This window comes from Streptomyces kanasensis, from assembly GCF_043077165.1.
GTDB classification, from domain to species: domain Bacteria; phylum Actinomycetota; class Actinomycetes; order Streptomycetales; family Streptomycetaceae; genus Streptomyces; species Streptomyces changanensis.
Genome location: NZ_JBIBSF010000003.1, coordinates 372,247 through 398,656 on the forward strand (window position 1 = coordinate 372,247; position 26,410 = coordinate 398,656).

Here is a 26,410-nt window from a genome sequence, read left to right on the forward strand (position 1 = left end):
TATGCGGTGGGGTGCGGTCTGCGCACACCGGTAGCCTTGAGGGGTGATTGACCTTCGCCTGCTCCGTGAGGACCCCGACCGTGTTCGCGCCTCCCAGCGCGCCCGTGGAGAGGACGTCGAGCTCGTCGACGCCCTGCTCTCCGCCGATGAGCGGCGCAGGTCGTCCGGCGTCCGCTTCGACGAGCTCCGCTCCGAACAGAAGTCGCTCGGCAAGCTGATCCCCAAGGCGTCCCCGGAGGAGAAGGCCGAGCTGCTCAAGCGCGCCGAGCAGCTGAAGGCCGACGTCAAGGCCGCCGACGCCGAGCAGCACGAGGCCGACGAGGAGACCCGTCGCCTGCTGCTCCGGCTCGGCAACATCGTCCACACGGACGTCCCGGTCGGCGGCGAGGAGGACTTCGTCGTCCTGGAGACGCACGGCACGATCCGCGACTTCGCCGCCGAGGGCTTCGAGCCCAAGGACCACCTGGAGATCGGCGAGGCGCTGGCCGCCATCGACGTCGAGCGCGGCGCGAAGGTGTCGGGCTCCCGCTTCTACTACCTGACCGGTGTCGGCGCGCTCCTGGAGCTCGCCCTCGTCAACGCGGCCATCGCGCAGGCGACCGAGGCCGGCTTCGTCCCGATGCTCACGCCGACGCTCGTGCGCCCGCGTGCCATGGAGGGCACGGGCTTCCTCGGCCAGGCCGCGGAGAACGTGTACCACCTGGAGAAGGACGACTACTACCTGGTCGGGACGTCCGAGGTGCCGCTCGCCGCGTACCACATGGACGAGATCATCGACGCCGACAAGCTGCCGCTGCGGTACGCCGGCTTCTCCCCCTGCTACCGGCGCGAGGCCGGCACGTACGGCAAGGACACCCGCGGCATCTTCCGCGTCCACCAGTTCGACAAGGTCGAGATGTTCTCGTACGTCGCGCCGGAGGAGGCCGAGGCCGAGCACAAGCGGCTCCTGGAGTGGGAGAAGCAGTGGCTGACCTCGCTGGAGCTGCCGTTCCAGGTCATCGATGTCGCCACCGGTGACCTCGGCGCGTCCGCGTCGCGCAAGTACGACTGCGAGGCGTGGATCCCGACGCAGGGCAAGTACCGCGAGCTGACGTCCGCGTCGAACTGCGACAGCTTCCAGGCCCGCCGCCTCTCCGTCCGCATGCGCGACGGGAAGAAGGTCCAGCCCCTGTCGACGCTGAACGGCACGCTGTGCGCCGTGCCGCGCACGATCGTGGCCATCCTGGAGAACCACCAGCTGGCCGACGGCTCGGTGCGCGTGCCCGAGGTGCTCCGGCCGTACCTCGGCGGCCGGGAGCTGCTGGAGCCCGTGGCCAAGTGAGCGCCTTCCCTTACCGGCTCGTCGCGACCGACCTCGACGGGACGCTGCTGCGCTCCGACGGCTCCGTGTCGCCGCGCACGCGCGACGCGCTCGCCGCCGCCACGGCGGCGGGCGCCGCGCACATCGTGGTCACCGGCCGGTCCGTGCCCTGGACCCGGCACATCCTCGACGACCTCGGCTACGAGGGGCTCGCGGTGTGCGGCCAGGGCGCGCAGGTGTACCACGCGGGTGAGCACCGGCTGCTGACGTCGGTGACGCTGGACCGGCAGCTCGCGGGGCTCGCCCTGTCGAAGCTGGAGGCCGAGGTGGGCCCGCTGGCGCTCGCCGCCAGCCGCGACGGCCTGGAGGGCGAGGTGCTCGTCGGCCGCGGCTACCGGGTCCAGGAGGGCCCGCTGCCGTACCTGCCGCTCGAGGACCCCGCCGACCTGTGGTCCGCCCCGCTGAACAAGGTGTACGTCCAGCACCCCGAGCTCGATGACGACGCCCTCGCCACGGTGGCGCGCCAGGTGGTCGGCGGACTGGTGGACGTGGTCATGGCGGGCCCGGGGATAGTGGAGATCCTGCCGCTGGGCCTCAGCAAGGCGACGGGACTGTCCCTGGCGGCCCGCCGCCTCGGGATGAAGTCCGCGGACACGATCGCCTTCGGTGACATGCCCAACGACATCCCGATGTTCGCCTGGGCCGCGCACGGCGTGGCCATGGCCAACGCCCACGAGACGCTGAAGGCCGTCGCCCACGAGGTCACGGAGTCCCACGACGACGACGGCATCGCCACGGTCCTGGAGAGGCTCCTCACCGACTGACCCCGAGCCGGGCGCGCCGTCCCCGTCCCCGTTGCCGGCCGGTCCGCCGGGCGAAGGCGGGCGACGGGAACGGAACGCGGCTTCCGCGCGCGGACGCCGTGTGCCGTGTGCGGAAGGCCGCGTACGGAAGACCGTGTGCGGAAGGCCGCGCGCGGCGGCGGACCCGCCGGGGGCACTGCCCCACGGCCCGGCTGCCGGCCCGGGAAGGGCGGCCCGCGCTCACGCGCGCTCGAAGCGGCCGCCCCGGGCAGCCGCGCCGCGTCGGCCCACGGAGTGCCGTGTGGCCGCGTCGGTGCCTGCCGCGCGCTGCCCTACGGGAAGCCCGAAGGGCGCTGCCCCGCGGGGAGTCGACGGGCCGCCGGACTCTCCTCCGTCGCCGTCGTGCTCCACCCCGGTCCCGGTGTGGTCGGTCGGCGGGAGTACCGCCGACCGGCGCGGCGTGGAGCAGCACGCCGCGCCCACCACTGTGCCGGGGGCCCCCGGCCCCCGCCAGCGGTTTTCCGCGTCAGAAATTGATCATGTGACCGGCGAGGCCGTGCACGGCCTCCTTCACCGCCTCGCCCAGCGTCGGGTGGGCGTGGACGTTGCGCGCGACCTCGTGGACCGTCAGGTCCCACTGCTGGGCCAGCGTCAGCTCGGGCAGCAGCTCCGTGACGTCCGGTCCGATGAGGTGGGCGCCGATGATCTCGCCGTACTTGGCGTCGCTGATCAGCTTCACGAAGCCCGTCGAGTCGCCGAGGCCGTGCGCCTTCCCGTTCGCGGTGAACGGGAACTTGGCGACCTTGACGTCGAAGCCCTTCTCGCGGGCCTGCTCCTCGGTCCAGCCGAAGCTGGCGATCTGCGGCTGGCAGTACGTCGCACGCGGGATCATCGGGTAGTCGAGCTCCATCGTCTCGGCGCCCGCGATGGTCTCGGCGGCCACGACACCCATCGACTCGGCCGTGTGCGCGAGCATCAGCTTCGCCGTCACGTCGCCGATGGCGTAGATGTGCGGCACCGAGGTGCGGCACCGCCCGTCCACGTCGATGGCGCCGCGCTCGGTGAGCCGGACACCGGTGGCCTCCAGCCCGTAGCCCGTGACGTTCGGCGCGAAGCCGATCGCCTGGAGGACCTTGTCGGCCTCCAGCACCTGCTGGGCGCCGTCCTTGCCCGTGACGGTGACGCGGACCTGCGGGCCCGACTCGTCGATCGACTCCACCCGCGTCGACGTCATGACGTCGATGCCGAGCTTGCGGTACTGCTTGGCGAGCTCCGCCGAGACGTCCTTGTCCTCCAGGGGCGCCATCCGGTCGAGGAACTCGACGATCGTCACCTTCACGCCGTAGTTGTGCATCACGTACGCGAACTCGACGCCGATCGCTCCGGCGCCCGCGATCACCACGGACCGCGGCAGGTCATCGGCGAGGATCTGCTCCTCGTAGGTGACGACGCGGTCGCTGCGGCGCGTGCCGGGGAGCAGGCGGGGCGTGGCACCGGTCGCGATGATGCAGTGGTCGAAGGAGACCGTGGCCGTCGAGCCGTCGGCCTGTGCCACCTCCAGGGTGTTCGCGTCGACGAACGTCCCGCGGCCGGTGAACTCGGTGATCCCGTTCTTCTTCATCAGGTAGTGGACGCCCTTCACCCGGCCGTCCGCGACCCGGCGGCTGCGCCGGAACGCCTCGCCGTAGTCGAAGGAGACCTGGCCGTCGACCTTGATGCCGAAGGTCTTCGCCTCGTGCGTGAAGATGTGCGCCAGCTCGGCGTTGCGCAGCAGCGCCTTGGTGGGGATGCAGCCGACGTTCAGACAGACGCCGCCCCAGTACTTCTCCTCCACGACCGCGACCCGCTTGCCCAGCTGGGCCGCGCGGATCGCGGCGACGTAGCCGCCGGGGCCGGCTCCGAGCACGACGACGTCGAAGCGGTCTGACATGGCTTCTCCCCAAGGTGTGAGTGCAGGTCTGCGGCCGGGCGGGTCGCGCCCGGGGCCCACAGTAATCCCGTGCGGGTTCCGCCGCTGCGACGCCCGTCTCCCTGTGGAAAACCCCGGCCGCGCCCGCCCCGCCCCGCCCCGCCCCGCCGCGCGTCACCACCGCACCGCCGCACCGCCGACCGGGCTCCCGGGTCACCCCTACAACGAGACCCGGCCCCCGTCACCCCCGTGACGGGACCCGGGTCCAGCTCGCCGCCCGGCCTACTCCTCGCCCGCCAGGGTCAGCGTGCGCAGCTTGTGTCCCGCGAACCAGGTGGCCGCGACGGTGACCACGGCCAACAGCGCCGTGGCGACCGGCAGGGCCACGTCGGAGGTGACGAGCCCCTCGCCGCGGGTGACCTTCTCGGCGACGGCCAGCGCCCACTGCTGGACGCTCAGGGTCCGCGCCCCGGAGATCACGCTGCCGAACAGCGACTCCCACACCAGGGCGTAGACGAGCCCGATGACCACGGCGTGGCGGCTGACCGTGCCGAGGAGGAGGAAGAGGGCGCTGTACGCGATCGACGCGACGAGCGCGGCGACGGTGTAGGCGACGGCGACCTGCTGGCCGTTGCCGTTGAGGATGAACCCGGCCACGAGGGTGGGGAGGGCCGAGAAGACCATGGTGACCGCGACGGCGACGGTCAGCTTGGTGAGGATGATCGTGGGCCGCTTCACCGGCTTGGAGAGGAGGTACACGATCGAGCCGTCGTCGATCTCCGGGCCGATCGCGCCGGTGCCGGCGATGACCGCGATGAGCGGCACCATCGTGGCGAGGGCGAAGCCGCCGAGGAGGTCGGCGGCGATCTGGTCGTCCGCGCCGTTGAAGACGCGGACGGCGACCGCGATGGCCAGCAGGAGGACGGGCAGCACGAAGAGGATCGCTGCCCGGCGGCGGCCGAGCAGACCGCGGTAGGTGAGCCGGGCGACAGTGGGGTGATACATGGTCGAGGGCTCCCTTCAGGCCGCGACGAGGTACGAGAAGACCGACTCGAGGGACTCGTCCGAGGGCGAGACCGTCAGCAGCCGGATGGAGTGCGCGCGGGCGACCTTCGGCAGCAGCTCCGTGAACCGGCCGAAGTCGACGGCCTGGATCCGCAGGGCTCCCTCCCGGACGTCGACCTCGATGCCGGCCGTCGACGGGTCGGCGATGAGCGCGGCGGCCAGGGCCCGGTCGTCGCTGGAGCGGACCAGGTAGCGGTGCGGGCGGTCGGTCATCAGGCGGCGGATGCGGCGGAAGTCGCCGCTCGCCGCGTGCCGTCCGGCGACGATGACCTCGATGTGCGAGGCGAGCTGCTCGACCTCCTCCAGGATGTGCGAGGAGAACAGGACGGTGCGGCCCGCGGCGCCCATCCGCCGCAGCAGGTCCATCAGCTGCATGCGCTGGCGCGGGTCCATGCCGTTGAACGGCTCGTCGAGGAGGAGCACCGACGGGTCGTGCACCAGCGCGGACGCCATCTTCACCCGCTGCCGCATGCCCTTGCTGTACGTCGAGATCCGCCGGTCCTGCGCGTACTCCATCTCGACGGTCGCGAGGGCGCGCTGCGCCTCCGCCGCACCGAGACCGTGCAGTTCGGCGTTGGCGAGGACGAAGTCGCGGCCGGTGAGGAAGTCGTACATGGCCTCCCGCTCCGGCACGACGCCGATGTGGCGGTAGACGGACTCGTTCCGCCAGATCGCCTGGCCGTCGAGGGTGACCGAGCCGGTGGAGGGGGCGAGGAACCCGCCCATCATGTTGATGAGCGTGGACTTGCCGGCGCCGTTGGGGCCGAGGAGGCCGGTCACGCCGGGGCCGATCGTCATGGTGACGTCGTTGACGGCGACGACGTTGCCGAACCAGCGCGACGCGTGGTCGATGGTGAGAGTGCTCATGGGCGCGGCCCATTCCTTCGGACGGTGGTGGAGGGCGACGGGAGGGCGGTCACAGGCCGGCCTTCCGGTAGCGGAGCATCAGACCGGCGTAGGAGCCGGCGATGAGCCCGAGGACGACCAGCAGGTAGACCACGCCCGCACCGGTGCCGGGTCCGGCGTCGCCCGGGAAGGACGTCGTGGCGCCGAGGAAGGCGGTCTGCACGCCGTCGATGAGAGTGATCGGCGAGAACAGGCCGAGCCAGGTCACGGCGGCCGTGTTGTCCGTGCCCCAGGCGATGGCCTGGACGGTGGTGACGGCGCCGTACGAGATGAACAGCGCGGCGATGACCGCCGCGACGCCGAAGCCGCGGCGCGGCGTCAGCGCGGCCAGCAGCAGGCCGATGCCGCCGAACAGGAGCGACAGCAGGGCCACGGAAGCCACCCCCTGGGCGAAGCCCTCGGTCTGCTCGGAGAAGTCCATCTTGGCCAGCAGGGCGCCCGCGTAGAGCAGGACCAGCGGGAGCGCGGTGAGGATGAAGAGCGCCGACGCCATGGCCGCGTACTTGGCGAGGACGTAGTCGGCCCGTTCGATGGGACGCGAGAAGTACAGCGGGATGCTCCTGAAGCGCAGGTCCCGCGAGACGGACTGGGGCGCCTGGGAGGCCACGTACAGCGCGATGACCAGCTGCATGATGATCGCGTAACGCGTGTAGTCGACGCCCAGGGAGGTGGACTTGGCGACCACGGCGACCGCGACGATGATCAGCGCCGGTACGCACATGACGCCCAGCAGGATCATCGGCAACACCTTGGACTTGGCGCTGCGGCCCAGCCCGTAGGCACCGCGCAGGGACTGCGCGAACAGGGACCTGCGCGCGTAGGCGCGGCCGAGGCGGGGACCGTCGTACTTGCGGTACCCGATGTTGTGGATCTGCGTCTCGGTGCTCATCGGGGCTGGACCTCCTGCGGCCGGCCGGCCGCGGCGTCGGGGCGGAACACCTCGGCGATGTGGTGGCGGCGCTGTTCCATGCGGACGAGGCCGAGCCCCAGGTCGGCGACGGTGTCGCGGACGATGTCGTACGTCTCCTCGCCGGCCGCCTCCAGCAGCAGGACGTGGCCCGCGCCCGGCAGGCCCTCCTCCACGCGCGCGTGGAGGGTGACCCCGGCGGCGGCGAGGGCGGCGCGGAGTGCGGCCGTCCCGTCGGGGTGGGTGTCGGAGTCGGTGACCTCGACGGCGACCGTGGTCGTGGTCTGCGTGAAGTCGCTGGTGGAGCTGGAGCGCAGCAGGCGGCCGCCGTCGATGACGACGACGTGGTCGCAGGTGCGCTCCAGCTCGCCGAGCAGGTGCGAGGTGACCAGCACCGAGATGCCGAAGTCGGTCCAGACGCGGCGGATCAGGCCCAGCATGTCGTCGCGGCCGACCGGGTCCAGGCCGTTGGTCGGCTCGTCGAGGAGGACCAGCTGCGGGTCGTGGACGAGCGCTTGGGCGAGCTTCACGCGCTGCTTCATGCCGGTCGAGTAGCCGCCCATGGGGCGGTAGCGCTCCTCGTACAGGCCTACGTGGCGGAGCGTGTCGGCGGTGCGCTCGCGGGCCGCGGTCGGCGGCAGCCCGGACATGCGGGCCATGTGCACGACGAACTCGGTGGCCGACACGTCCGGCGGCAGGCAGTCGTGCTCGGGCATGTAGCCGACCCGTTCGCGGATGGCGGGGCCGCTCGTCGCCACGTCGAGTCCCAGCACCCGGGCGCGGCCCTCGGTGGCGGGGGACAGGCCGAGCAGGATTTTGATCATTGTCGACTTGCCGGCTCCGTTGGCACCCACGAGTCCGGTCACACCGGGTCCGATGTCCAGGGAGAGCCGGTCGAGAGCGGTCACCCGGGGGAACCGCTTGCTGAGGCTTTCGGTGGCGATCACAGTCACGGTTCGACGGTAGTGGCGGGTACCACACCGCACGTCAGTCCAGGCGGCTGGATCCGTCTCCGACTCCAGGCGTACGTGCCCGTACGGGAGGGGTATGCCGTGCAGGGTTTTCCACAGGCGGTCGACGCACCCTTGACGTCGCCGCCGGGCATTGTCACATTCACTGGTGGCAGGTTGGTCAGGTGGTCGGACGGGTGTCGGTGTCACGGGCGGGCGTACCGCGCGCGGCCTTGGTGCCCGCGGACGGGCGGGGGCAGTGACGGCGAGGACGGCGGCGGCGGGGTGCGGCCACCGGTCGAGCCGCGCCTCGGGTTCCGGGGGTACGGGAGCGACGTTCGAGGAGCTGCTGGTGGTGACCGACTCCCGGGACCGGCAGGAGAGCGCGTTCCGGCTCGACGACGACCTGCCGCACGTCCGCCGATGGGTCGAGGAGGCCACCGCATGAGTCTGCTGAGGGGCGCCCGCGAGCGCTGGATCCGTACGGGCGGCATCGAGCTGTGCGTCGCCGAGCTGGGCGAGCCGGACCGGCCCGTGGTCGTCCTCGTCCACGGCTACCCGGACTCGAAGGAGGTGTGGTCCGAGGTCGCCCTGCGGCTGGCCGAGCGCTTCCACGTCGTGCTGTACGACGTGCGGGGCCACGGCAGGTCGACGGCCCCGGTGCCACTGCGCGGCGGGTTCACGTTGGAGAAGCTGACGGACGACTTCCTGGCGGTCGTGGACGCGGTCAGCCCGGACCGGCCGGTCCACCTGGTCGGCCACGACTGGGGTTCCGTGCAGGGCTGGGAGTTCGCGACGATCGCCCGCACCGACGGCAGGATCGCCTCCTTCACGTCGATCTCCGGGCCGTCGCTCGACCACTTCGGCCACTGGATCGCGCGGCGCGTCGCCCGGCCGACCCCGCGCCGCGTGGTCCAGCTCCTCGGCCAGGGCGCCAAGTCCTGGTACGTGTACCTGCTGCACACACCGGTGGTGCCCGAGCTCGCCTGGCGCGGGCCACTGGGGCGGCGGTGGCCGGACCTCCTGCGCCGGGTGGAGAAGGTACCGGCCGACGGCTACCCGACCGCGTCGCTGCCGTCGGACGCGGCGCACGGCGCGTGGCTGTACCGGGACAACGTCCGCCCGCGCCTGCGGCACCCGCGCCCCGACGCGTACGCGCACGTCCCCGTGCAGCTGATCACCCCGAGCGGTGACGCCTTCCTGTCGGAGCGGCTCTACGACGAGCTGGACCGGTGGGCCCCCCGGCTGGTGCGGCGCACGCTGCCGGCGAAGCACTGGGTGCCGCGCACGCGTCCCGACCAGGTCGCCGCGTGGATCACGGACTTCGTGACGGCGCACGACGAACGGGAAGCCCCGGTGGCACCCGGTCCGCCACCGCCCCGGCGGCGGTACGCGGACCGGTTCGCCGGGCAGCTGGTGCTGGTGACGGGCGCGGCGAGCGGTATCGGCCGGGCCACGGCGTTCGCGTTCGCCGAGGCGGGGGCGCGGGTGGTGGCCGTCGACCGGGACGCTGAGGGCGCGGCCCGTACCGCGGAGCTGTCCCGCCTGGTCGGCGCGCCGGCCGCGTGGGCCGAGGTGGTGGACGTGGCCGACGAGCCCGCGATGGAGGAGCTCGGCGCGAAGGTCGCCGCCGAGTACGGCACGGTCGACGTCCTGGTGAACAACGCCGGGATCGGCCTGTCGGGGCCCTTCCTGGAGACGACCGGCGAGCACTGGAGGAAGGTCCTCGACGTCAACCTGTGGGGCGTGATCCACGGCTGCCGGATCTTCGGCGGGCAGATGGCCGAGCGCGGGCAGGGCGGCCACATCGTGAACACCGCGTCCGCCGCCGCCTTCCAGCCCTCCCGGGCCCTCTCCGCGTACTGCACCTCCAAGGCGGCGGTGCTGATGCTCAGCGAGTGCCTGCGCGCCGAGCTGGCCGGGCGGGACATCGGCGTCTCGGCGGTCTGCCCCGGGTTCGTCAAGACGGGCATCACGGCGACGGCGCTCTTCACCGGTGTGTCCGACGGGGAGCAGGAACGCCTGCGCGGGCGGGCGTCCCGCCTGTACGGGCTGCGCGGCTACCCGCCGGAGAAGGTCGCCGACGCGGTCCTGCGGGCGGTCGCAGAGAACCGCGCGGTGGTGCCCGTGACACCGGAGGCCCGGGGCGCCCGCCTCCTGTCCCGGCTGGCGCCGGGCGCGCTGCGTGCCCTCGCGAGGCTGTCGCCGCCGCTGTGAGCCGTCCGGCGGGGCGGCCGTACCATCCCAGGCGGAAGGCCCGGGCCGGTACGGAGCCCCGGGACCCGTGGGCCCGGGCCGGCGCGAAGGCCCCCCGGCCAGTGAGGAGTGAGCGTGTCCGAGCAGCCGGCCGGCGGGACACCGGCGGCCGAGTACCGGATCGAGGACCTGGCGCACCTGAGCGGCGCCACGGTCCGGACGATCCGCGCCTACCAGGACCGCGGGCTGCTGCCCCGGCCCGAGCGGCGCGGCCGGGCCAACGTGTACGGGGACGCCCACCTGGCCCGGCTGCGGCAGATCGCGGACCTCCTCGACCGGGGCTACACCCTGGCGTCGATCAAGGAGCTCCTGGAGGCCTGGGACACCGGACGCGGCCTCGGCGGTGTGCTCGGCCTCGTCGCCGAGGTGAACGGCCCGTGGACGGACGAGCAGGCCGACCGCGTCACGCGCGCGGAGCTGGACGCGGCGTTCGGCGGCACGCCCGACGAGCGGGCCGTCGAGGAGGCCGTGGCGCTGGGCGTGCTGGAGCGCGTGCCGGGGCGGGACGACGAGTTCCTGGTGCCCAGCCCACAGGAGCTGGCCGTGGCGGTGGAGCTGTACGGGGCGGGGGTGCCGCTCCTCGCCATCGCCGGGCACCTGCGGGAGCTGCGGACGCAGGTGGAGCACATCGCCCACCGGTTCCTGGAGTTCACCACGGAGCACGTCTTCGCCCGCTACCTGGAGGACCTGCCCCCGAAGGACGCCGACGCGGCGGAGGCGGCGGCCCTGGTACGCCGGCTGCGGCCGCTCGCCCAGCAGACCGTCGACGCCGAACTGGCCCGGGCGATGCGGCTCCTCGCGACCCGCCACCTCCAGCACCACCTGGCCCGGGGCGGGCCGCCGGAGCGGGAGGACGAGGCGCGCTCCGTCGTCCTGCCCGCCGCGACGGTGCGGGCGGTGGTCCGGCTGGTGGGCACGGCGGCCGCACCGGCCTTCATCGCCGCCGCGGCCGAACGGGAGGTGCAGGCCCGGACCATGGACGCGCTCACCGCGGGGTCACGGACGTCACAGAAGTCCCCCGAAGAGGAAGGGAAGCCCTGAGAAAGGGAGGACCGGGTGCCCGTTGTCCACAGAATCGTCGAAAACCCCTGTGGATAACACCAGTTGGTTGTGGACCAAACCTGTACGCCGATTTTTTGGTGGCAGAACGGGAGTGATCCCTGCCACCCTGCCGCCATGGACCCACGACGCACCGTGAAGGTGTCGAAGTACCTCTCCCGGCACCTGCGGCACGAGCCGGAGCGGATCGGCCTCGTCCTCGACGCCCACGGCTGGGTCCCCGTCGACGACCTCCTGCACGCGCTGGCCCGGCACGGCGTGCCCCTCAGCCGCGCCGAGCTGGAGCACGTCGTCGCGTCGAGCGACAAGCAGCGCTTCGCCCTGGACGGCGACCGCATCCGCGCCAACCAGGGGCACACCGTCGACGTGGACCTCGCCCTGCCGCCCGCCGAACCGCCCGCGTACCTCTACCACGGGACGGTGGCCGCGAGCCTGGCCGCCATCCGCGCCGACGGCCTGCTCCCCATGGGCCGCCACCACGTCCACCTCTCCCCCGACCGCGAGACCGCCCGCCGGGTCGGGGCCCGGCGCGGCAGGCCCGTCGTCCTGCCGGTCGACGCGGCGGCCATGCACCGCGACGGCCACGTGTTCCGCGTCAGCGCCAACGGCGTCTGGCTCACCGACGCCGTACCACCCCGCTACCTGCGGTTCGGGGAGCCCTCCGGGCGGGGGTAGCCCCGGGCCGGCGCGCGTGTGACCGCTCGAGTCGCCTCCGGTCGGCGCGCGTGTCGCCTCCGGGCCGGCGCGTCCGTGGCCTGCGGGCGGCCGCTCGGCGGGCACGGTCGTGGCCGCCGGGACACGCGTATCGTCGGGGACATGCGTCTGAGCACGGTGATCCTCCCCATCCACCGGTGGAGTGAGGGACAGAAGATCTGGCGGCGGGCCGAAGAGCTGGGCTTCCACGCTGCCTACACGTACGACCACCTGTCCTGGCGGAGTTTCCGGGACGGCCCGTGGTTCGGTGCGCTGCCGACGCTGACGGCGGCGGCTGTCGTGACGGAGCGCATGCGGCTGGGGACCCTGGTCACGTCGCCGAACTTCCGCCACCCGGTCACCCTCGCCAAGGAGCTGATCTCCCTGGACGACATCTCCGGGGGCCGCGTCACCCTCGGCATCGGCGCAGGCGGCAACGGCTTCGACGCTACGGCGCTCGGCCAGGAGGCGTGGACGCCGCGGGAGCGGGCGGACCGGTTCGCCGAGTTCGTGCCGCTGCTCGACCGGCTCCTCACCGAGGGCGCCGTCACCCACGAGGGCGCCCACTACTCGGCTGTCGAGGCGCGCAACGTACCGGGCTGCGTGCAGCGGCCCCGGCTGCCCTTCGCCGTCGCGGCGACCGGACCGCGCGGGATGCGGCTCGCCGCCCGGCACGGCCAGGGCTGGGTGACCACCGGGGACCCGAAGCTGTTCGAGACCGGCACGCCGGAGCAGTCGCGTGCCGCCCTGGGCGAGCAGCTCGACCGGCTGGCCAAGGCGTGCGCCGACGCCGGGCGGGACGTGGCCGAACTGGACAAGGTGCTCCTGACCGGCTTCACCCCGGATCGGGGGCGTCCGCTGGAGTCCGTGGACGCGTTCGTGGACTTCGCCGGACGCCACGCGGAGCTCGGGTTCGACGAGATCGTCCTGCACACGCCGATCCCCGACTCGGACTTCGCCGCCGACGAGGCCGTCTTCGAACGCATCGCCACCGAGGCACCGGCCCAGCTGAACGGCTGACGGACCGGGCCGCCGGTCCGGTGGGTCCGCCCCCGCCGGACCGGCGCCTCGGCCCGGCGGGAGCGGGCTGCCCGTACCCGCGCTTTCCGGGCGTTCCCCCGTCCGCACACCCCTGCGGCCGGGATGGCTCAGATGCGCACGCTTTCGCACGTTCGTGCACCCGGGTGCCGCCCGGTACGGGACAATGGGCCCGTGACCTCACCGACGACCTTCCCGGGCAGCCGACCGATGGCGCGGCGGCGTCCGCGCCTGATCGCCACCGACCTCGACGGGACGCTCCTGCGCGACGACAAGACCGTCTCCGACCGGACGGTCGCCGCACTGGCGGCCGCCGAGGACGCCGGCATCGAGGTCTTCTTCGTCACCGGGCGGCCCGCCCGCTGGATGGACGTCGTCAGCGCGCACGTCCACGGCCACGGTCTCGCCATCTGCTCCAACGGCGCGGCCGTCGTCGACCTGCACGCCGGACGGCGGATGGTCGAGGTGCGGCCCCTGGACCGGGCGACCGCGCGCGACGTCGTCACGACCCTCCGGCGGGAGGCCCCCAGTACGGCCTTCGCCATGGAGTTCACCGACGGCATCCGCCACGAGGCGGAGTACCCACCCCTCCACCTCGACGCGTCCGTCGCCGTCGGACCGGCCGAGGAACTGCTCCACGAGGACGAGCCCGGGGCGGGCGCGCCGCTGCTGAAGCTGCTCGCCCTCCACCCCGACCTCACGCCCGACGGTTTCCTCGCCCTGGCCCGCACCGCCGCCGGACACCGCGCCACGATCACCCGCTCCAGCCCGACCGCGCTGCTGGAGGTGAGCGGGCTCGGGGTCTCCAAGGCCAGCACGCTCGCCCTGTGCTGCGCCGAGCGGGGCATCTCGTCCGACGAGGTCGTCGCGTTCGGCGACATGCCGAACGACATCGAGATGCTCACCTGGGCGGGCACGTCGTACGCGATGGGCAACGCCCACCCGGACGTCGTCGCCGCCGCCTCCGGCCGGACCGTCGCCAACGAGGACGACGGCGTCGCCGCCGTCATCGAGACGCTGCTCGCCGCCCCCTGACGGTGGAGGGCGCTACCGCGGGCCGCCGCGCAGGGTGACCCCGTGCTCGCGCAACCAGCGCACCGGGTCCACACCCGAGCCCAGGTGCGGTGTGAGCCTCACCTCGAAGTGCAGGTGCGGCCCGGTCGAGTTGCCCGTCGTCCCGGCCAGGCCGATGCGCTGCCCGGCGGTGACGGCCCGCCCGGGCACCACGGCGGCGGACGCCAGGTGGGCGTACTGCGAGTACCAGCCGTCCGCGTGCCGGACGACCACCTCGATGCCGAAGGCACCCCCGCACGCCACCGAGTGGACGCGCCCCGCCCCGATCGCCCGCACCGGGGTGCCGATGTCCACGGCGAAGTCCTGCCCCGTGTGCCGGTGCGCCCAGTACCGGCCCCTACCGGCGAACGGGGCCGACAGGGTGTAGTTGTCCGCCTCCGACACCGGTGCCACCCAGGTACCGCCGCCGCCCTCCGTACGGCCGTCGCCCTCCGTACCGGCGGCGACCGGGCCCGGGGGCTCCACCCCGCCCGGGCCCCCCGGCGCGGCGGAGCGGTCCCGAGCGGCGGGTCCGTCCGGCGCGGCCGTGGAGGTCACCCCCCGGCACGTGCCCGCCGCGACGCTGCGGTCCGCCGCTGCCTGGAGCCGCCAACGCGCCCGCTCCAGACGCGCCACCAGGTCCCGCCTCACCTGGGCGAGCCGGTCGCGCCGCTCCTCCAGCTCCCGCCACGCCGCCCGCGCCCGGGCCGCCGTGTCCGCCAACCGTCGTTCGGCCCGGGCAGTACGCGTGAGGAGCCGGTCGACAGCCGCGTCCGCCTGTCGCTCCACGCCCTGCGCGCGCAGGGCGTCCTCCGGGTCGTCGGCGAGGAGCAGCCGCGACGCGGCCACCGCGACGGAGCCGCCCGTCCGGTACTGGGCCCGGGCCACCTCGCCGACGCGTCGGTTCAGGACGGCGAGTTCGCGTCGCGTGCGGGCCAGCTCCGCCTGGAGGCGGTCGGCCTTGACCTGCTGGGCGGCGGCGCCGCGCCGCCCCCGCTCGTACGCGGCGGTGATCCGGGCCGCCTCGTCGAGCAGCCGCGTCACCTCGACACCCGGCGACGGCCCGTCGAACCGGAGGGGACCGCCGGCGCGGACGGTCCCGGCCGTGAGCGCCGCGGCGGGGGAGGGGTGGGCGAACGGCAGGGCGAGGACGAGCAGGGTGACCAGCGCGGCGGGCACCGACCCGAGCAGTGGCCGCCGACCGTGGGAAGGGCGCATCCCGGGATCGTCACCCTTCCGCCGCGCCTTCCCCGGCATCTCGCCACACCGAACGGCGCCGTACCGCCGACCGGCCTACAGCCGTAGGGCCGTCCGGCCCATCGCCGCGCCCCCGAGTGGCGCCGGCACCGGCGGTACGTCGGCCGGTACGCGACCGCCGGCTCGCCCGCTACCGGCCGCGGGGAGCCGGCGACGCGGCACCGGCGGCGTGACGGAGGTCGTCCGCCTCGCGCTCGCGGTCACGCATCCGCCGCAGCGGTCCGTCGACGGCGACGAGCTCCGCGTACGGGCCCCGCTGCGCGACCCGGCCGCCCGCGAGGACGAGGACCTCGTCGACCGCGTCGAGCCCGTGCAGCCGGTGCGTGATGAGGAGCGTGGTGCGGCCGTGCGTCGCCCGCAGCAGGTCGTCGGTGAGCGCGTCGGCCGTGGCCAGGTCGAGGTGCTCGGCGGGCTCGTCGAGGACCAGGACCGGGAAGTCGGCGAGGAGCACCCGGGCGAGGGCGAGACGCTGCCGCTGGCCACCGGAGAGCCGCGCGCCGTGCTCGCCGACCAGGGTGTCCAAGCCGTCCGGCAGGGACTCCACCCACTCCAGGAGCCGGGCCCCGGCGAGGGCCCGCCGCAGCTCGTCGTCGTCGGCGCCGGTCCGGGCGAGCCGGAGGTTCTCCCGGATGGTGCTGTCGAAGAGGTGGGCGTCCTGGGCGCAGAGCCCGACGAACCGGCGCACGTCGTCCCCGTCGAGCGTCGACGCGTCGACACCACCGAGGCGGTACGTGCCCGCGCCGGTCTCCAGGAACCGCAGCAGCACCTGCGCGAGGGTCGTCTTGCCGGCCCCGGAGGCGCCGACGACGGCGACGCGCCGCCCCGCCTCCAGGCGCAGGTCGAACGAGGCGAGGGCGTCCCGGTCCTGGCCCGGATGGCGTGCCGCGACCCCGTTCAGCTCCAGTGGGAAGGGGCCCGCGGGCGGTGGCGCGGGGTGCTCCGGCTCCGCGACGGGCAGCGGCGCGTCGAGCACCTCGAAGACCCGCTCGGCGCTGCGCCGCACGCGTTGCCGGTACTGCACGGCCGACGGCATGCCCGTCACCGCCTCGAACGCGGCGAGCGGGAGGAGGACGACGACGGCGAGCGCCACCCCGTCGAGCCGCCCGTCGCGGACGGCCTGGACGCCGACGAGCGCGGCGGCCGCCACGGTCAGCCCCGCCGTCAGTGCGATGAGCCCGCCGCCGAGCGCCGTCGCGGCGGACTGCCGGGCGGCGATCCGGGTGAGCGTCCCGTCGGCCTCACGCGTGCGTTCGACGCGCCCGCGCACCGCGCCCGCCACGGTCAGCTCCGCGCAGCCGCGCAGCAGGTCGACGACCCGGGTGGCCAGGAGGCCGCGCGCCGGCGCGAGCCGCCGCTCGACGCGGCGGGCGACGGCGCCGCCCAGCGCCGGGGCGGCGACGCCCGCGACGACGAGGCCCACGGCGAGCACCGCCCCCGCCCCGGGCAGCAGCCACGCGGTGAACCCGACCGCGCCCGCCCCCACCAGGACGGCCGTACCGGCGGGCAGCAGCCAGCGCAGCCAGTAGTCCTGGAGGGCGTCGACGTCGGAGACGAGCCGCGACAGCAGGTCGCCACGCCCGGTCCGGCGCAGACCGGCGGGGGCGATCCGCTCCAGGCGCCGGTAGGCGGCCACGCGGAGGTCGGCGAGCATGCGCAGCACGGCGTCGTGCGAGACCAGCCGCTCGGCGTAGCGGAAGACGGCCCGACCGGTGCCGAAGGCGCGCGTCGCCGTGACGGCGACCATCAGGTGCAGGATGGGCGGCTGTTCGGAGGCCCGGGAGATGAGCCAGCCGGAGACCGCCATGAGGCCGACGGCCGACCCGAGGGCGAGGCTGCCGAGGAGCAGCGCCAGGGCGAGTCTGCCCCGCAGCTCCCCCGCCATCGCCCGGACCCGCGCCGGCACCCCCCTGCCGTCGTGCGGGCCGGTGGGAGCGGTGGGGGAAGTGGGGGCGGTGGCCGGTTCGGAACGGGGAGCCGGCTGCCCCCCGAACAGGCCGCCCACCACGCCGAACGCGTCGTCGACCATGTCCGCCCCGACGTCCCGCACGCCGCCGGCCGACGGGCCGCCGGACCCCGGCACGGCCCCACCGGGGCGCGCGCCGGAACGGGGCACGCGGATCTCCGGCACGGCCTCATCCGCATCCGCCGCGGTCGAAGCCGCCGTGGCCGAAGCCACCGCCACCGGTACGGCCGGACCCGCATCCGCCACGGCCGGGTCCGCCGCCGCGGGTCGGTCCTCCGGCGTGCCGGACCGCAGCGCGACCACGCGGTCGGCGACGGCGAGGAGGGCGGGCCGGTGCACGACCAGGAGGACCGTCCGGCCCGCCGTGAGGCGGCGCACCGCCCGCACCACGGCTTCTTCCGTACCACCGTCCAGGGCCGCGGTCGGCTCGTCGAGCAGTACCACCGGCCGGTCGGCCAGGAACGCCCGGGCGAGGGCGATCCGCTGCCGCTGGCCGGCCGACAGACCGGCGCCGTCCTCGCCGAGTACCGTGCCGACGCCGTCCGGCAGTTCACCGACGAAGTCCGCGCCCGCCTCGCGCAATGCGGCCCGTACGGCGTCGTCGTCCGCGTCCGGCCTGGCCAGGCGGACGTTGTCCGCGAGGGTTCCGGCGAAGAGGTAGGGGCGCTGCGGCACCCAGGTGACGCGTTCGCGCCACCGTTCGGGGTCCAGGTCGGCGAGGTCGACGCCGCCGATCCGCACGGTCCCCGACTCCGGCGCGGTGAAGCCCAGCACCACGTCCAGCAGCGTCGACTTGCCGACGCCGCTCGGTCCGACCAGGGCCACCGTCTCCCCGGGGCCGACGACGAGCGAGGCGCGGTCGAGCGAGGGTTCCGCCCGCCCCTCGTGGCGTACGGTCACCCCGTCGAGCGCGATGCGGACCGGTCCCGGGGGCAGGACGGCCGTACCGCCCTCCCGCACGGGCGCCTCCAGGACCGCGAAGACCTCCTCGGCGGCCGACAGGCCCTCCGCCGCCGCGTGGTACTGCGTACCGACCTGGCGCAGCGGGAGGTACGCCTCCGGCGCCAGGATGAGGATGACCAGGCCGGTGTACAGGTCGAGCGTGCCGTGGACCAGGCGCATGCCGATCCCGACGGCGACCAGGGCCACGGAGAGCGTGGCGAGCAGCTCCAGTGCGAAGGAGGACAGGAAGGCGATCCGCAGGGTGCGGAGCGTCGCCTGCCGGTACTGGGAGGTGATCGTCCGGATGGATTCGGCCTGGGCCTTCGCCCGGCCGAAGACCTTCAGGGTCGGAAGGCCTGCCACCACGTCGAGGAAGTGGCCCGACAGCCGTGACAACAATCGCCACTGCCGGTCCATGCGGGCCTGGGTGGCCCAGCCGATGAGGACCATGAAGAGCGGGATCAGCGGCAGGGTCACCACGATGATGGCCGCCGACACCCAGTCCTCGGTCACGATGCGCGCGAGGACGGCGACGGGGACGACCACGGCCAGGCCGAGCTGCGGCAGGTAACGGGCGAAGTAGTCGTCCAGCGCGTCCACCCCGCGCGTGGCCAGCGCCACGAGCGACCCGGTCCGCTGGCCGCTCAGCCAGCCGGGGCCGAGGGCCGCCGCCCGTTCCAGCAGCCGGCCCCGCAGCTCGGACTTGACGGCGGCGCTGGCCCGGTGGGCGGCCAGTTCCGTCGACCACGCCACGAGGGCGCGGCCGGCGGCGACCACCGCGAGCGACACCAGCGGCAGGGTGAGGTCACGGACGCCCAGCCCCCGCTGGAACGCCCCGACGACGATCTCGGCGATGAGCATCGCCTGGGCGACCACGAGCGCCGCCCCGGCCAGCCCGAGGAGGACCACCGCCGCGAGGAAGAGGCGGGTGGCTCCGGCGTACCGGAGCAGACGCGGATCGATCGGTTTCACGTGAAACATCCCCTGCCGGTGGCGCCTAGTGCGTCGCGTCGGCGATGTGCTGGGTGCCGATGCGCTTGCGGAACACCCAGTACGTCCAGCCCTGGTAGAGCAGGACGAGCGGCGTGGCGATGGCCGAGCACCAGGTCATGATCTTCAACGTGTACGGGCTGGACGCCGAGTTGCTCACCGTCAGGCTCCAGTCCGGGTCGAGCGAGGACGGCATGACGTTCGGGAAGAGCGTCAGGAACAGCATGGCGAACGCGGCGGCGATCGTGACCCCCGACAGGGCGAACGACCAGCCCTCCCGTCCGGCCCGGATCGCGCCGACCGCCCCGGCGAGGGCTGCCAGGGCGACCGCCGCCACGACCATGCTGGTCCCGTCCCCGCGCGTGGACTGGGTCCACAGCAGGAAACCGGCGGAGAGGGCCGCGGTGACGAGGCCGAGGGCCAGCGCCAGCTTCCCGGCCCGGACCCGGATGTCACCCACGGTCTTCAGCGCGGTGAACACGGCCCCGTGGAAGGTGAACAGCGTCAGCGTGACCGCCCCGCCGAGCAGGGCGAACGGGTTGAGCAGGTCGAGGAGCGAGCCGACGTACTCCTTCGACGCGTCGATCTCGACGCCCCGCACGATGTTGGCGAAGGCGACGCCCCACAGGAAGGCGGGCACGAGGGAGGTCCAGAAGATGGCCTGCTCCCAGTTGTGCTGCCAGCGCTCCTCGGGCCGCTTGGCCCGGTACTCGAAGGCGACGCCGCGCACGATCAGGCAGAGCAGGATGACGAGCAGCGGCAGGTAGAAGCCGGAGAAGAGGGTGGCGTACCAGTCGGGGAAGGCCGCGAAGGTGGCGCCGGCCGCGGTGAGCAGCCACACCTCGTTGCCGTCCCAGACGGGGCCGATGGTGTTGATGAGGACGCGCTTCTCGGTCCGGTCGCGGGCGAGCAGCTTGGTCAGGACGCCGACGCCGAAGTCGAAGCCCTCCAGGAAGAAGTAGCCGATCCACAGGACGGCTATGAGTACGAACCAGACGGTGGGCAGTTCCATGCCTCGCTCCCCTTCCTCAGTACGAGAAGGCCATGGGGCGGTCGGCGTCGCGGTCGTGGCCGCCGATCCTGGTGGGCGGGTTGAGGTCGGCTTCGGTGAGTTCCGGGGGGCCGGCCTTGACGTACTTCACGAGCAGCTTGACCTCGACCACGGCGAGCACCGCGTAGAGGAACGTGAAGGCGATCATCGAGATGAGGACCTCGACCTGGGTGGTGCCGGGGGAGACCGCGTCGCTGGTGCGCAGCACGCCGTAGACGGCCCACGGCTGCCGGCCGGTCTCGGTGAAGATCCAGCCCCAGGAGTTGGCGATCAGGGGGAAGCCCAGGGTCCACAGGGCGGTCAGCCAGTACAGCCGGGTCAGCTTGTGGCTCAGGGGCTTGCGGAAGAGCACGAGGTGGGGCACCTCGTCGTCGCCGACGCGCAGGGGCGCGGGCAGCAGGAACCTGCGGCGGGTCAGCCACAGCCCCAGCAGGCCGAGGGTGAAGGAGGCCATGCCGAACCCGATCATCCAGCGGAAGGACCAGTAGGCGACCGGGATGTTGGGCCGGTAGTCGCCGGGCCCGTACTTCTCCTGCTCGGCCTTGTTGGTGTCGTTGATGCCGGGCACGTGGGAGGAGAAGTCGCCGTCGGCGAGGAAGGACAGCAGGCCGGGGATCTCGATGGCCACCTTGTTGTGACCCTCGTCGACGTCGCCGTAGGCGAAGATCGAGAAGGGGGCCGGTCCCTCGCCGTCCCACAGGGCCTCGGCGGCGGCCATCTTCATGGGCTGCTGCTTGAACATGACCTTGCCGAGCAGGTCACCGCTGACCGCGGTGAGCATGCCCGCGACCACGACGGTGACCAGACCGAGCCGCAGGGAGGTCTTCATCACCTGGACGTGCTTCCTGCGGGCCAGGTGGAAGGCGGCGATGCCGACCATGAACGCACCACCGGTGAGGAAGGCGGCGGTCATGCTGTGGAAGACCTGGGTGAGGGTCGTGTCCTGGGACAGGACGGCCCAGAAGTCGGTGAGCTCCGCCCGTCCGGACACCTTGTTGATCGTGTACCCGACCGGGTGCTGCATCCAGGAGTTGGCGGCGAGGATGAAGTAGGCGGAGAGGATGGTGCCGATCGACACCATCCATATGCAGGCCAGGTGGATGCGCTTCGGCAGCTTGTCCCAGCCGAAGATCCACAGGCCGATGAAGGTCGACTCGAAGAAGAACGCGATCAGCGCCTCGAAGGCGAGCGGCGCCCCGAAGACGTCGCCGACGAAGCGCGAGTAGTCGGACCAGTTCATCCCGAACTGGAACTCCTGGACGATGCCGGTGACGACGCCCATCGCGATGTTGATCAGGAAGAGCTTGCCCCAGAACTTGGTGGCCCTGAGGTACTTCTCCTTGTTCGTGCGCACCCACGCGGTCTGCAGACCGGCCGTGAGCGCGGCGAGTGAGATGGTCAGGGGAACGAAGAGGAAGTGGTAGACGGTGGTGATACCGAACTGCCACCGCGCCAGCGTCTCTGGCGCCAGAGCCAGGTCCACGACGATCTTCTCCTTACGGCCTCGCAGCCCTGGTGGCCTCGCAGCCCCACGGCCTTCCGTTCGCCCGCCGATTCCGGTGGATCAAGGGAGGAACCTGGCGCGCTTGTGAATGCGTTCACAATCACAATCATTATGACGCAGACGAAATCCGTAGGGAGAGGTGGGGGGTGCCTCTTCCGTCACACTTCAACATCTTGTTGAATTCGCGCCATGCAGATACGCCTCACATGGCCGTCCGGCCACACCACCGCCACCATCGACGAGACCCCCACGAGCCGAGCGCTCGCGGGGGTCCTCCCGATCGTCTCCACCGCCCGCACCTGGGGCGAGGAGGTCTACTTCGACACACCCGTCTCGACCGGGACGGAACCGGGTGCCCGCCAGGTCGTCGAGCCGGGCACGGTCGCGTTCTGGCCGGAGGGCGACGCACTGGCGCTCCCCTACGGCCCCACGCCGATCTCCCGGGACGAGGAGTGCCGGCTGGCCTCCCCGTGCAACGTCCTCGGTCGGCTCGACGACGACCCGCGGATCCTCGCGACGGTCCGGGACGGCGACCCGATACGCGTCGAAGCCGCCTGATCCACGCCCGGCCCGGCGGTCACCTCACCGACACCGGCCCGCGGCACGACGACCCGCCCCGCGCAGCCGGAACCGCTGAGCACTGACGAGAACCGCTCGGCCCCCTGGGTGCCCTCGGACCGCTGCGGACCGCTCGGACCGTTCAGAAGCGCTCCTTGCGGAACGCCTCCGCGGCCCGCAGGAAGATGTCGTTCGCCTCGACCTCGCCGATGGTGACCCGGACGCCGTCGGGGGCGAACGGCCGGACGACCACACCCGCGTCCTCGCAGGCGGCGGCGAAGTCGCCGGACAGCTCGCCGAGCGGCAGCCACACGAAGTTCGCCTGCGTCAGCGGCAGCTCCCACCCCTGGGCCGCCAGCGCCTCGCACACCCGCTTGCGCTCGCACACCAGCGAGCCGACCCGGCCCAGCAGCTCGTCCTCCGCGCGCAGGGAGGCCACCGCCGCGTCCTGCGCGACCTGCGTGACGCCGAACGGCACCGCCGTCTTGCGCAGGGCGGCCGCGACCGGCTCGTGCGCGATGGCGAACCCGACGCGCATGCCGGCGAGCCCGTACGCCTTGGAGAAGGTGCGCAGCACGGCGACGTTGGGCCGGGTCCGGTAGAGCTCGATGCCGTCCGGCACCTCGTCGTCGCGGATGAACTCGATGTACGCCTCGTCGAGGACGACCAGGATGTCGGACGGCACCCGGTCGAGGAAGCGCTCCAGCTCGGCACGGTGCACGACGGTGCCGGTGGGGTTGTTGGGGTTGCAGACGAAGATGAGCCGTGTGCGCTCGGTGATCGCCTCCGCCATCGCGTCCAGGTCGTGCGTGCCGTCCGCGGTGAGCGGGACCTTCACCGGGGTGGCGCCGCTGATCTGCGTGACGATGGGGTACGCCTCGAAGGAGCGCCAGGCGAACATGACCTCGTCACCGGGGCCGGCCGTGGACTGCACCAGCGACTGGGCGATCCCGACCGACCCCGTACCGGTCGCGACGTGCGACACGGGCACGCCGAAGCGCTCCGCCAGCTCGTGCACCAGCGCGGTGCAGGCCAGGTCCGGGTAGCGGTTGAGGTCGGCCGCGGCGGCCAGCGCCGCCTCCAGCACGCCCGGCAGTGGCGGGTACGGGTTCTCGTTGGAGGACAGCTTGTAGGCAGCGCGGCCTTCGGTGGCGGTGGCCGGCTTCCCCGGCTTGTAGGTGGGGATGTCGTCCAGCACGGCACGCAGCTTGGGGCTCGTCTCGCTCACTGTGGTCCTCCTCGACCGTATGTACCACCGATACTGCACACCTTATGAGGATTCCGCGTTCCTGCGAATGGCCGAATTCGGGCCATCGTCGGTGACGGCCGGCACAGCGGCCGGTTTGGCACCCGCGTCCGGGGGGAGCGCGGGAGAGCCTGGCGCACGCTGGTGGCCCACGCCGTGGCGCGCGTCCCCCGTAGAGGTGAGTTGCACGCTCTTCGCAACCGCGTCCAGCAGCCGGGCCCGTACGCGCGCACGACACGCCACGCCCGGAAAAACCACCCGACTTCCTTCCTTTTGCACCCCGTCAAGCCATCCCGACCTTGCAGAAACGTGCCTGTCAACGTGCGCATATGCGTCCGTCCTCGGCGTCTCCCGTCGCCCTACTATCGGCTCGCCATGACAGCAGCAGGGAAGCACCAGGTGAGCCGGGCACAGACCCGGGGGAGCCGGCAGGGGCGCGCGGGCATCCGGGACGTGGCCGCCGCGGCCGGCGTCTCCATCACGACTGTCTCCGACGCCCTCAACGGCAAGGGCCGGCTCCCGGACGCCACCCGCCGCCACGTCCGCGAGGTCGCCGACCGGCTGGGCTACCGGCCCTCCGCGGCGGCCCGCACGCTCCGTACCGGCAAGTCGGGCCTCATCGGCCTGACCGTGACGACCTACGGGGATGAACCTTTCACCTTCACCGAGTTCGCCTACTTCGCCGAGATGGCCAGGGCCGCCACCTCCGCCGCGCTCGCCCGCGGCTACGCCCTGGTCATCCTCCCCGCCACCTCCCGCCGCAGCCCGGTCGACGTCTGGTCGAACGTCGCCCTCGACGGGACCGTGGTCATCGACCCCTCCGACCACGACCCCGTCGTCACCGAGCTGGTCCGCCAGGGGCTCCCCGTCGTCTCCGACGGCCGCCCCGCCGGGACCCTCCCCGTCACCGCCTGGGTCGACAACGACCACGAGGCGGCCGTCCTGGGCCTCCTCGACCACCTCGCCGACGCCGGCGCCCGCCGGATCGGCCTGCTCACCGGCACCACCACCGACACGTACACCCGCCTGTCCACCACCGCCTACCTCCACTGGTGCGAGCGCGTGGGACAGGACCCGGTCTTCGAGTCGTACCCGGCCCACGACCCGTGCGCCGGCGCGGTCGCCGCCGACCGGCTGCTCGCCCGCCCCGACCGCCCGGACGCCGTCTACGGCCTCTTCGACCCGAACGGCACCGACCTGCTGGCCGCCGCCCGGCGGTACGGGCTGCGGGTCCCCGAGGACCTGCTCCTCGTGTGCTGCAGCGAGTCGACGGTGTACGCCACGACGGAACCGCCGATCACGACGCTCTCGCTCAAACCGCGCCGGATCGGGACCGCGGTCGTCCAGCTGCTGATCGACGCGATCGAGGGCATCGACCACGACCGTCCCGTCGAGCAGGTGATACCGACGGAGCTGATCATCCGGACGTCGTCGCAGCGCAGGGCGCCGCGGACGACCGTGAGTCCGCCGCGCCAACCGCGCCAGGAGTAGGACACGACAGGCCAGCCCAGGACAGAACCGGGCAGAACCTCACAACGAGCCGGCGCGGAACTCGGCAGCGCCCTCACGGGAACCGCGTCTCCGCCGGTCCAGACCTTCTCAATTGGGGCGAAACAGCCGGCGAACCGGGCGTGCACCCTGATTCACCACCCCTGGTGCGTCACACAGCACAAGCCTCATTCCTATGATGGGCGCACGACAGCGCGGGCCGCCCCGACCAGGCCGGTCCGCGATGTGAGGGCGTCGCGACGGTGGTGGAGGGGTCGATGACTCAGGGGGCCGGTCAGGGACCCGTGGTGCGGACGGCGACGTTGCGCGACTTCCGCGTACCGCCGTACGCCCAGGTACCCGTTCAAGGTCACTCCGCACATCCGCAGCCGCAGGGGCCTGCGGTGCCGGAGTCCCCGCAGCGGCAGCCGGTCGCGCCGCCGCCGGTACCGCAGGCGCCGTCGGCGCAGCAGGTGCCGGCGCCGCATCCGGGCAACGCCGTCCCCGACGAGGAGTTCCCGGACGGCTACACGCCGACCGCGCGCGACCTGCCGGTCATCAACCGGGGCGACACGCTCCAGGTCCCGGTGACCCCGGACACCGCGCCGGAGCCCGCCCCCGGAGTGCCGGGACCGGGCCCCGGACCGCTCTACGTCGTGGGCGACGTCCACGGCTACCTCGACGAACTCCTCGTCGCCCTGCGCGAGAAGGGGCTCGTCGACGCGGACGGCCACTGGGCGGCCGGCAACACCCGGCTGTGGTTCCTGGGCGACTTCACGGACCGCGGTCCCGACGGCATCGGTGTCATCGACCTCGTCATGCGCCTGTCCGCCGAGGCGGCGGCCGCCGGCGGCTACTGCAAGGCCCTGATGGGCAACCACGAGCTGCTGCTGCTCGGCGCCAAGCGGTTCGGCGACACCCCGGTCAACTCCGGTGCCGGCACCGCCACCTTCCAGGCCGCCTGGCTGCTCAACGGCGGCCAGAAGAACGACATGGACCGCCTCCAGGAGGTCCACCTCCAGTGGATGTCCCGACTGGACGCGATCGTCGAGCAGGACGGCCACCTCCTGCTGCACTCCGACACCACCGCGTACCTCGACTACGGCGCCACCATCGAGGACGTCAACGACACGGTTCACTCCATCCTCACCCGCCACGACGCCGACGAGTGCTGGGACCTGTTCCGCAAGCTCACCAAGCGGTTCGCGTTCCGCGACGACGGTGGCGCCGACGCCGTCCGCGAACTCCTCGCGGCGTACGGCGGGCAGCGCGTCGTGCACGGCCACAGCCCGATCCCGTACCTGCTGGGCGAGGTCGGCACCGAGGACGCCGACGGCGAGCCGGTCGTCCCGGTCGTCGCGGGCCCGCACGTGTACGCGGACGGGCTCGCCATCGCCATGGACGGCGGTGTGACGATGGCCGGGAAGCTGCTCGTCCAGCAGCTGCCGCTCGCTGACTGAGCGCGACGACGA

At 73.1% G+C, this 26,410-nt stretch carries 20 protein-coding genes and 1 pseudogene; 11 read left to right on the plus strand and 10 right to left on the minus strand.

Features of this window, described 5'->3' with window-relative positions; genetic code table 11:
* The first annotated feature begins 43 nt into the window (after positions 1–43).
* Positions 44–1,321, plus strand: coding sequence for a serine--tRNA ligase (serS, locus tag ACF053_RS10530; protein ID WP_058942034.1), 1,278 nt, complete (start codon positions 44–46; stop codon positions 1,319–1,321).
* Entirely contained in the window at positions 1,318–2,124 is an 807-nt protein-coding gene (locus tag ACF053_RS10535) for an HAD family hydrolase (RefSeq protein ID WP_391953507.1), read from the plus strand. Before serS ends, ACF053_RS10535 begins: the two co-directional genes overlap by 4 nt.
* 505 nt (positions 2,125–2,629) lie before the next feature.
* Here ACF053_RS10535 and lpdA read toward each other — a convergent pair.
* From lpdA to ACF053_RS10560, 5 genes are all read right to left on the minus strand, one after another.
* Positions 2,630–4,033, minus strand: a complete 1,404-nt coding sequence (lpdA, locus tag ACF053_RS10540; RefSeq protein WP_391953508.1) for a dihydrolipoyl dehydrogenase — start codon at positions 4,031–4,033, stop codon at positions 2,630–2,632.
* Between the two features lie 261 nt (positions 4,034–4,294).
* Entirely contained in the window at positions 4,295–5,017 is a 723-nt protein-coding gene (locus tag ACF053_RS10545; protein ID WP_391953509.1) for an ABC transporter permease, read from the minus strand.
* 15 nt (positions 5,018–5,032) lie between these two features.
* Entirely contained in the window at positions 5,033–5,944 is a 912-nt protein-coding gene (locus tag ACF053_RS10550) for an ABC transporter ATP-binding protein (RefSeq protein WP_058942038.1), read from the minus strand.
* 49 nt (positions 5,945–5,993) lie between these two features.
* A complete protein-coding gene (locus ACF053_RS10555; protein WP_391953510.1) occupies positions 5,994–6,872 on the minus strand; it encodes an ABC transporter permease in 879 nt (292 codons plus the stop codon).
* Positions 6,869–7,837, minus strand: a complete 969-nt coding sequence (locus tag ACF053_RS10560; protein WP_058942040.1) for an ABC transporter ATP-binding protein — start codon at positions 7,835–7,837, stop codon at positions 6,869–6,871. The genes ACF053_RS10555 and ACF053_RS10560 overlap by 4 nt, the downstream gene beginning before the upstream one ends.
* Positions 7,838–8,137: 300 nt before the next feature.
* On the opposite strand from ACF053_RS10560, the pseudogene ACF053_RS10565 reads away from it, so the two are divergent.
* The 6 genes and pseudogenes from ACF053_RS10565 to ACF053_RS10590 form a co-directional block, all read left to right on the plus strand.
* Positions 8,138–8,288: pseudogene (locus ACF053_RS10565) on the plus strand (M24 family metallopeptidase); the annotation flags it as partial.
* Positions 8,285–10,057, plus strand: coding sequence for an SDR family oxidoreductase (locus ACF053_RS10570; RefSeq protein ID WP_391953511.1), 1,773 nt, complete (start codon positions 8,285–8,287; stop codon positions 10,055–10,057). The pseudogene ACF053_RS10565 and the gene ACF053_RS10570, both read left to right, overlap by 4 nt.
* A gap of 114 nt (positions 10,058–10,171) precedes the next feature.
* Positions 10,172–11,137 carry a MerR family transcriptional regulator gene (locus tag ACF053_RS10575; protein WP_391953512.1) on the plus strand — a complete coding sequence of 322 codons (966 nt, stop codon included), beginning with the start codon at positions 10,172–10,174 and terminating at the stop codon, positions 11,135–11,137.
* A gap of 135 nt (positions 11,138–11,272) precedes the next feature.
* Positions 11,273–11,830, plus strand: coding sequence for an RNA 2'-phosphotransferase (locus tag ACF053_RS10580; protein ID WP_391953513.1), 558 nt, complete (start codon positions 11,273–11,275; stop codon positions 11,828–11,830).
* Between the two features lie 141 nt (positions 11,831–11,971).
* The gene (locus tag ACF053_RS10585) at positions 11,972–12,868 is read left to right on the plus strand and encodes an LLM class flavin-dependent oxidoreductase (protein ID WP_391953514.1); all 897 of its coding nucleotides are present in this window, start codon (positions 11,972–11,974) and stop codon (positions 12,866–12,868) included.
* A 228-nt stretch (positions 12,869–13,096) separates the two neighbouring features.
* On the plus strand, positions 13,097–13,921 hold the full coding sequence (locus tag ACF053_RS10590; RefSeq protein ID WP_391953702.1) for a Cof-type HAD-IIB family hydrolase: 825 nt from the start codon (positions 13,097–13,099) through the stop codon (positions 13,919–13,921).
* A 12-nt stretch (positions 13,922–13,933) separates the two neighbouring features.
* On the opposite strand, the gene ACF053_RS10595 is transcribed toward ACF053_RS10590, so the two are convergent.
* The 4 genes from ACF053_RS10595 to ACF053_RS10610 form a co-directional block, all read right to left on the minus strand.
* Positions 13,934–15,157 carry a M23 family metallopeptidase gene (locus ACF053_RS10595; protein WP_391953515.1) on the minus strand — a complete coding sequence of 408 codons (1,224 nt, stop codon included), beginning with the start codon at positions 15,155–15,157 and terminating at the stop codon, positions 13,934–13,936.
* Between the two features lie 169 nt (positions 15,158–15,326).
* Complete coding sequence (cydD, locus tag ACF053_RS10600; RefSeq protein WP_391953516.1) at positions 15,327–19,073, minus strand: thiol reductant ABC exporter subunit CydD; 3,747 nt, start codon at positions 19,071–19,073, stop codon at positions 15,327–15,329.
* Between the two features lie 25 nt (positions 19,074–19,098).
* Positions 19,099–20,103 (minus strand): cytochrome d ubiquinol oxidase subunit II, encoded by a 1,005-nt coding sequence (gene cydB / locus ACF053_RS10605; protein ID WP_391953517.1) that lies wholly within the window; start codon positions 20,101–20,103, stop codon positions 19,099–19,101.
* A gap of 16 nt (positions 20,104–20,119) precedes the next feature.
* A complete protein-coding gene (locus ACF053_RS10610) occupies positions 20,120–21,625 on the minus strand; it encodes a cytochrome ubiquinol oxidase subunit I (RefSeq protein ID WP_391953518.1) in 1,506 nt (501 codons plus the stop codon).
* Positions 21,626–21,835: 210 nt separating this feature from the next.
* On the opposite strand from ACF053_RS10610, the gene ACF053_RS10615 reads away from it, so the two are divergent.
* A complete protein-coding gene (locus tag ACF053_RS10615; RefSeq protein WP_391953519.1) occupies positions 21,836–22,204 on the plus strand; it encodes a cyclophilin-like fold protein in 369 nt (122 codons plus the stop codon).
* A gap of 142 nt (positions 22,205–22,346) precedes the next feature.
* Here the strand turns inward: ACF053_RS10615 and hisC are convergent, their stop codons facing one another.
* The gene (gene hisC / locus ACF053_RS10620) at positions 22,347–23,432 is read right to left on the minus strand and encodes a histidinol-phosphate transaminase (RefSeq protein ID WP_391953520.1); all 1,086 of its coding nucleotides are present in this window, start codon (positions 23,430–23,432) and stop codon (positions 22,347–22,349) included.
* 393 nt (positions 23,433–23,825) lie between these two features.
* On the opposite strand from hisC, the gene ACF053_RS10625 reads away from it, so the two are divergent.
* Both ACF053_RS10625 and ACF053_RS10630 read left to right on the plus strand, forming a co-directional pair.
* Positions 23,826–24,941: a LacI family DNA-binding transcriptional regulator gene (locus tag ACF053_RS10625; RefSeq protein WP_058942052.1), complete on the plus strand. Its 1,116-nt coding sequence runs from the start codon at positions 23,826–23,828 to the stop codon at positions 24,939–24,941.
* Positions 24,942–25,201: 260 nt separating this feature from the next.
* Complete coding sequence (locus ACF053_RS10630) at positions 25,202–26,398, plus strand: metallophosphoesterase (protein WP_391953521.1); 1,197 nt, start codon at positions 25,202–25,204, stop codon at positions 26,396–26,398.
* Positions 26,399–26,410: the final 12 nt, after the last annotated feature.

Excerpts from the sequence above, each read along its gene's own strand:
- ACF053_RS10585 (WP_391953514.1), top strand. The coding sequence starts at position 11,972 with ATGCGTCTGAGCACGGTGATCCTCCCCATCCACCGGTGGAGTGAGGGA.
- lpdA (WP_391953508.1), bottom strand. The coding sequence starts at position 4,033 with ATGTCAGACCGCTTCGACGTCGTCGTGCTCGGAGCCGGCCCCGGCGGC.
- cydB (WP_391953517.1), bottom strand. The coding sequence starts at position 20,103 with ATGGAACTGCCCACCGTCTGGTTCGTACTCATAGCCGTCCTGTGGATC.
- ACF053_RS10570 (WP_391953511.1), top strand. The coding sequence starts at position 8,285 with ATGAGTCTGCTGAGGGGCGCCCGCGAGCGCTGGATCCGTACGGGCGGC.
- ACF053_RS10555 (WP_391953510.1), bottom strand. The coding sequence starts at position 6,872 with ATGAGCACCGAGACGCAGATCCACAACATCGGGTACCGCAAGTACGAC.
- ACF053_RS10580 (WP_391953513.1), top strand. The coding sequence starts at position 11,273 with ATGGACCCACGACGCACCGTGAAGGTGTCGAAGTACCTCTCCCGGCAC.
- ACF053_RS10615 (WP_391953519.1), top strand. The coding sequence starts at position 21,836 with ATGCAGATACGCCTCACATGGCCGTCCGGCCACACCACCGCCACCATC.
- ACF053_RS10590 (WP_391953702.1), top strand. The coding sequence starts at position 13,097 with ATGGCGCGGCGGCGTCCGCGCCTGATCGCCACCGACCTCGACGGGACG.
- ACF053_RS10595 (WP_391953515.1), bottom strand. The coding sequence starts at position 15,157 with ATGCGCCCTTCCCACGGTCGGCGGCCACTGCTCGGGTCGGTGCCCGCC.
- ACF053_RS10545 (WP_391953509.1), bottom strand. The coding sequence starts at position 5,017 with ATGTATCACCCCACTGTCGCCCGGCTCACCTACCGCGGTCTGCTCGGC.
- ACF053_RS10550 (WP_058942038.1), bottom strand. The coding sequence starts at position 5,944 with ATGAGCACTCTCACCATCGACCACGCGTCGCGCTGGTTCGGCAACGTC.
- ACF053_RS10625 (WP_058942052.1), top strand. The coding sequence starts at position 23,826 with ATGACAGCAGCAGGGAAGCACCAGGTGAGCCGGGCACAGACCCGGGGG.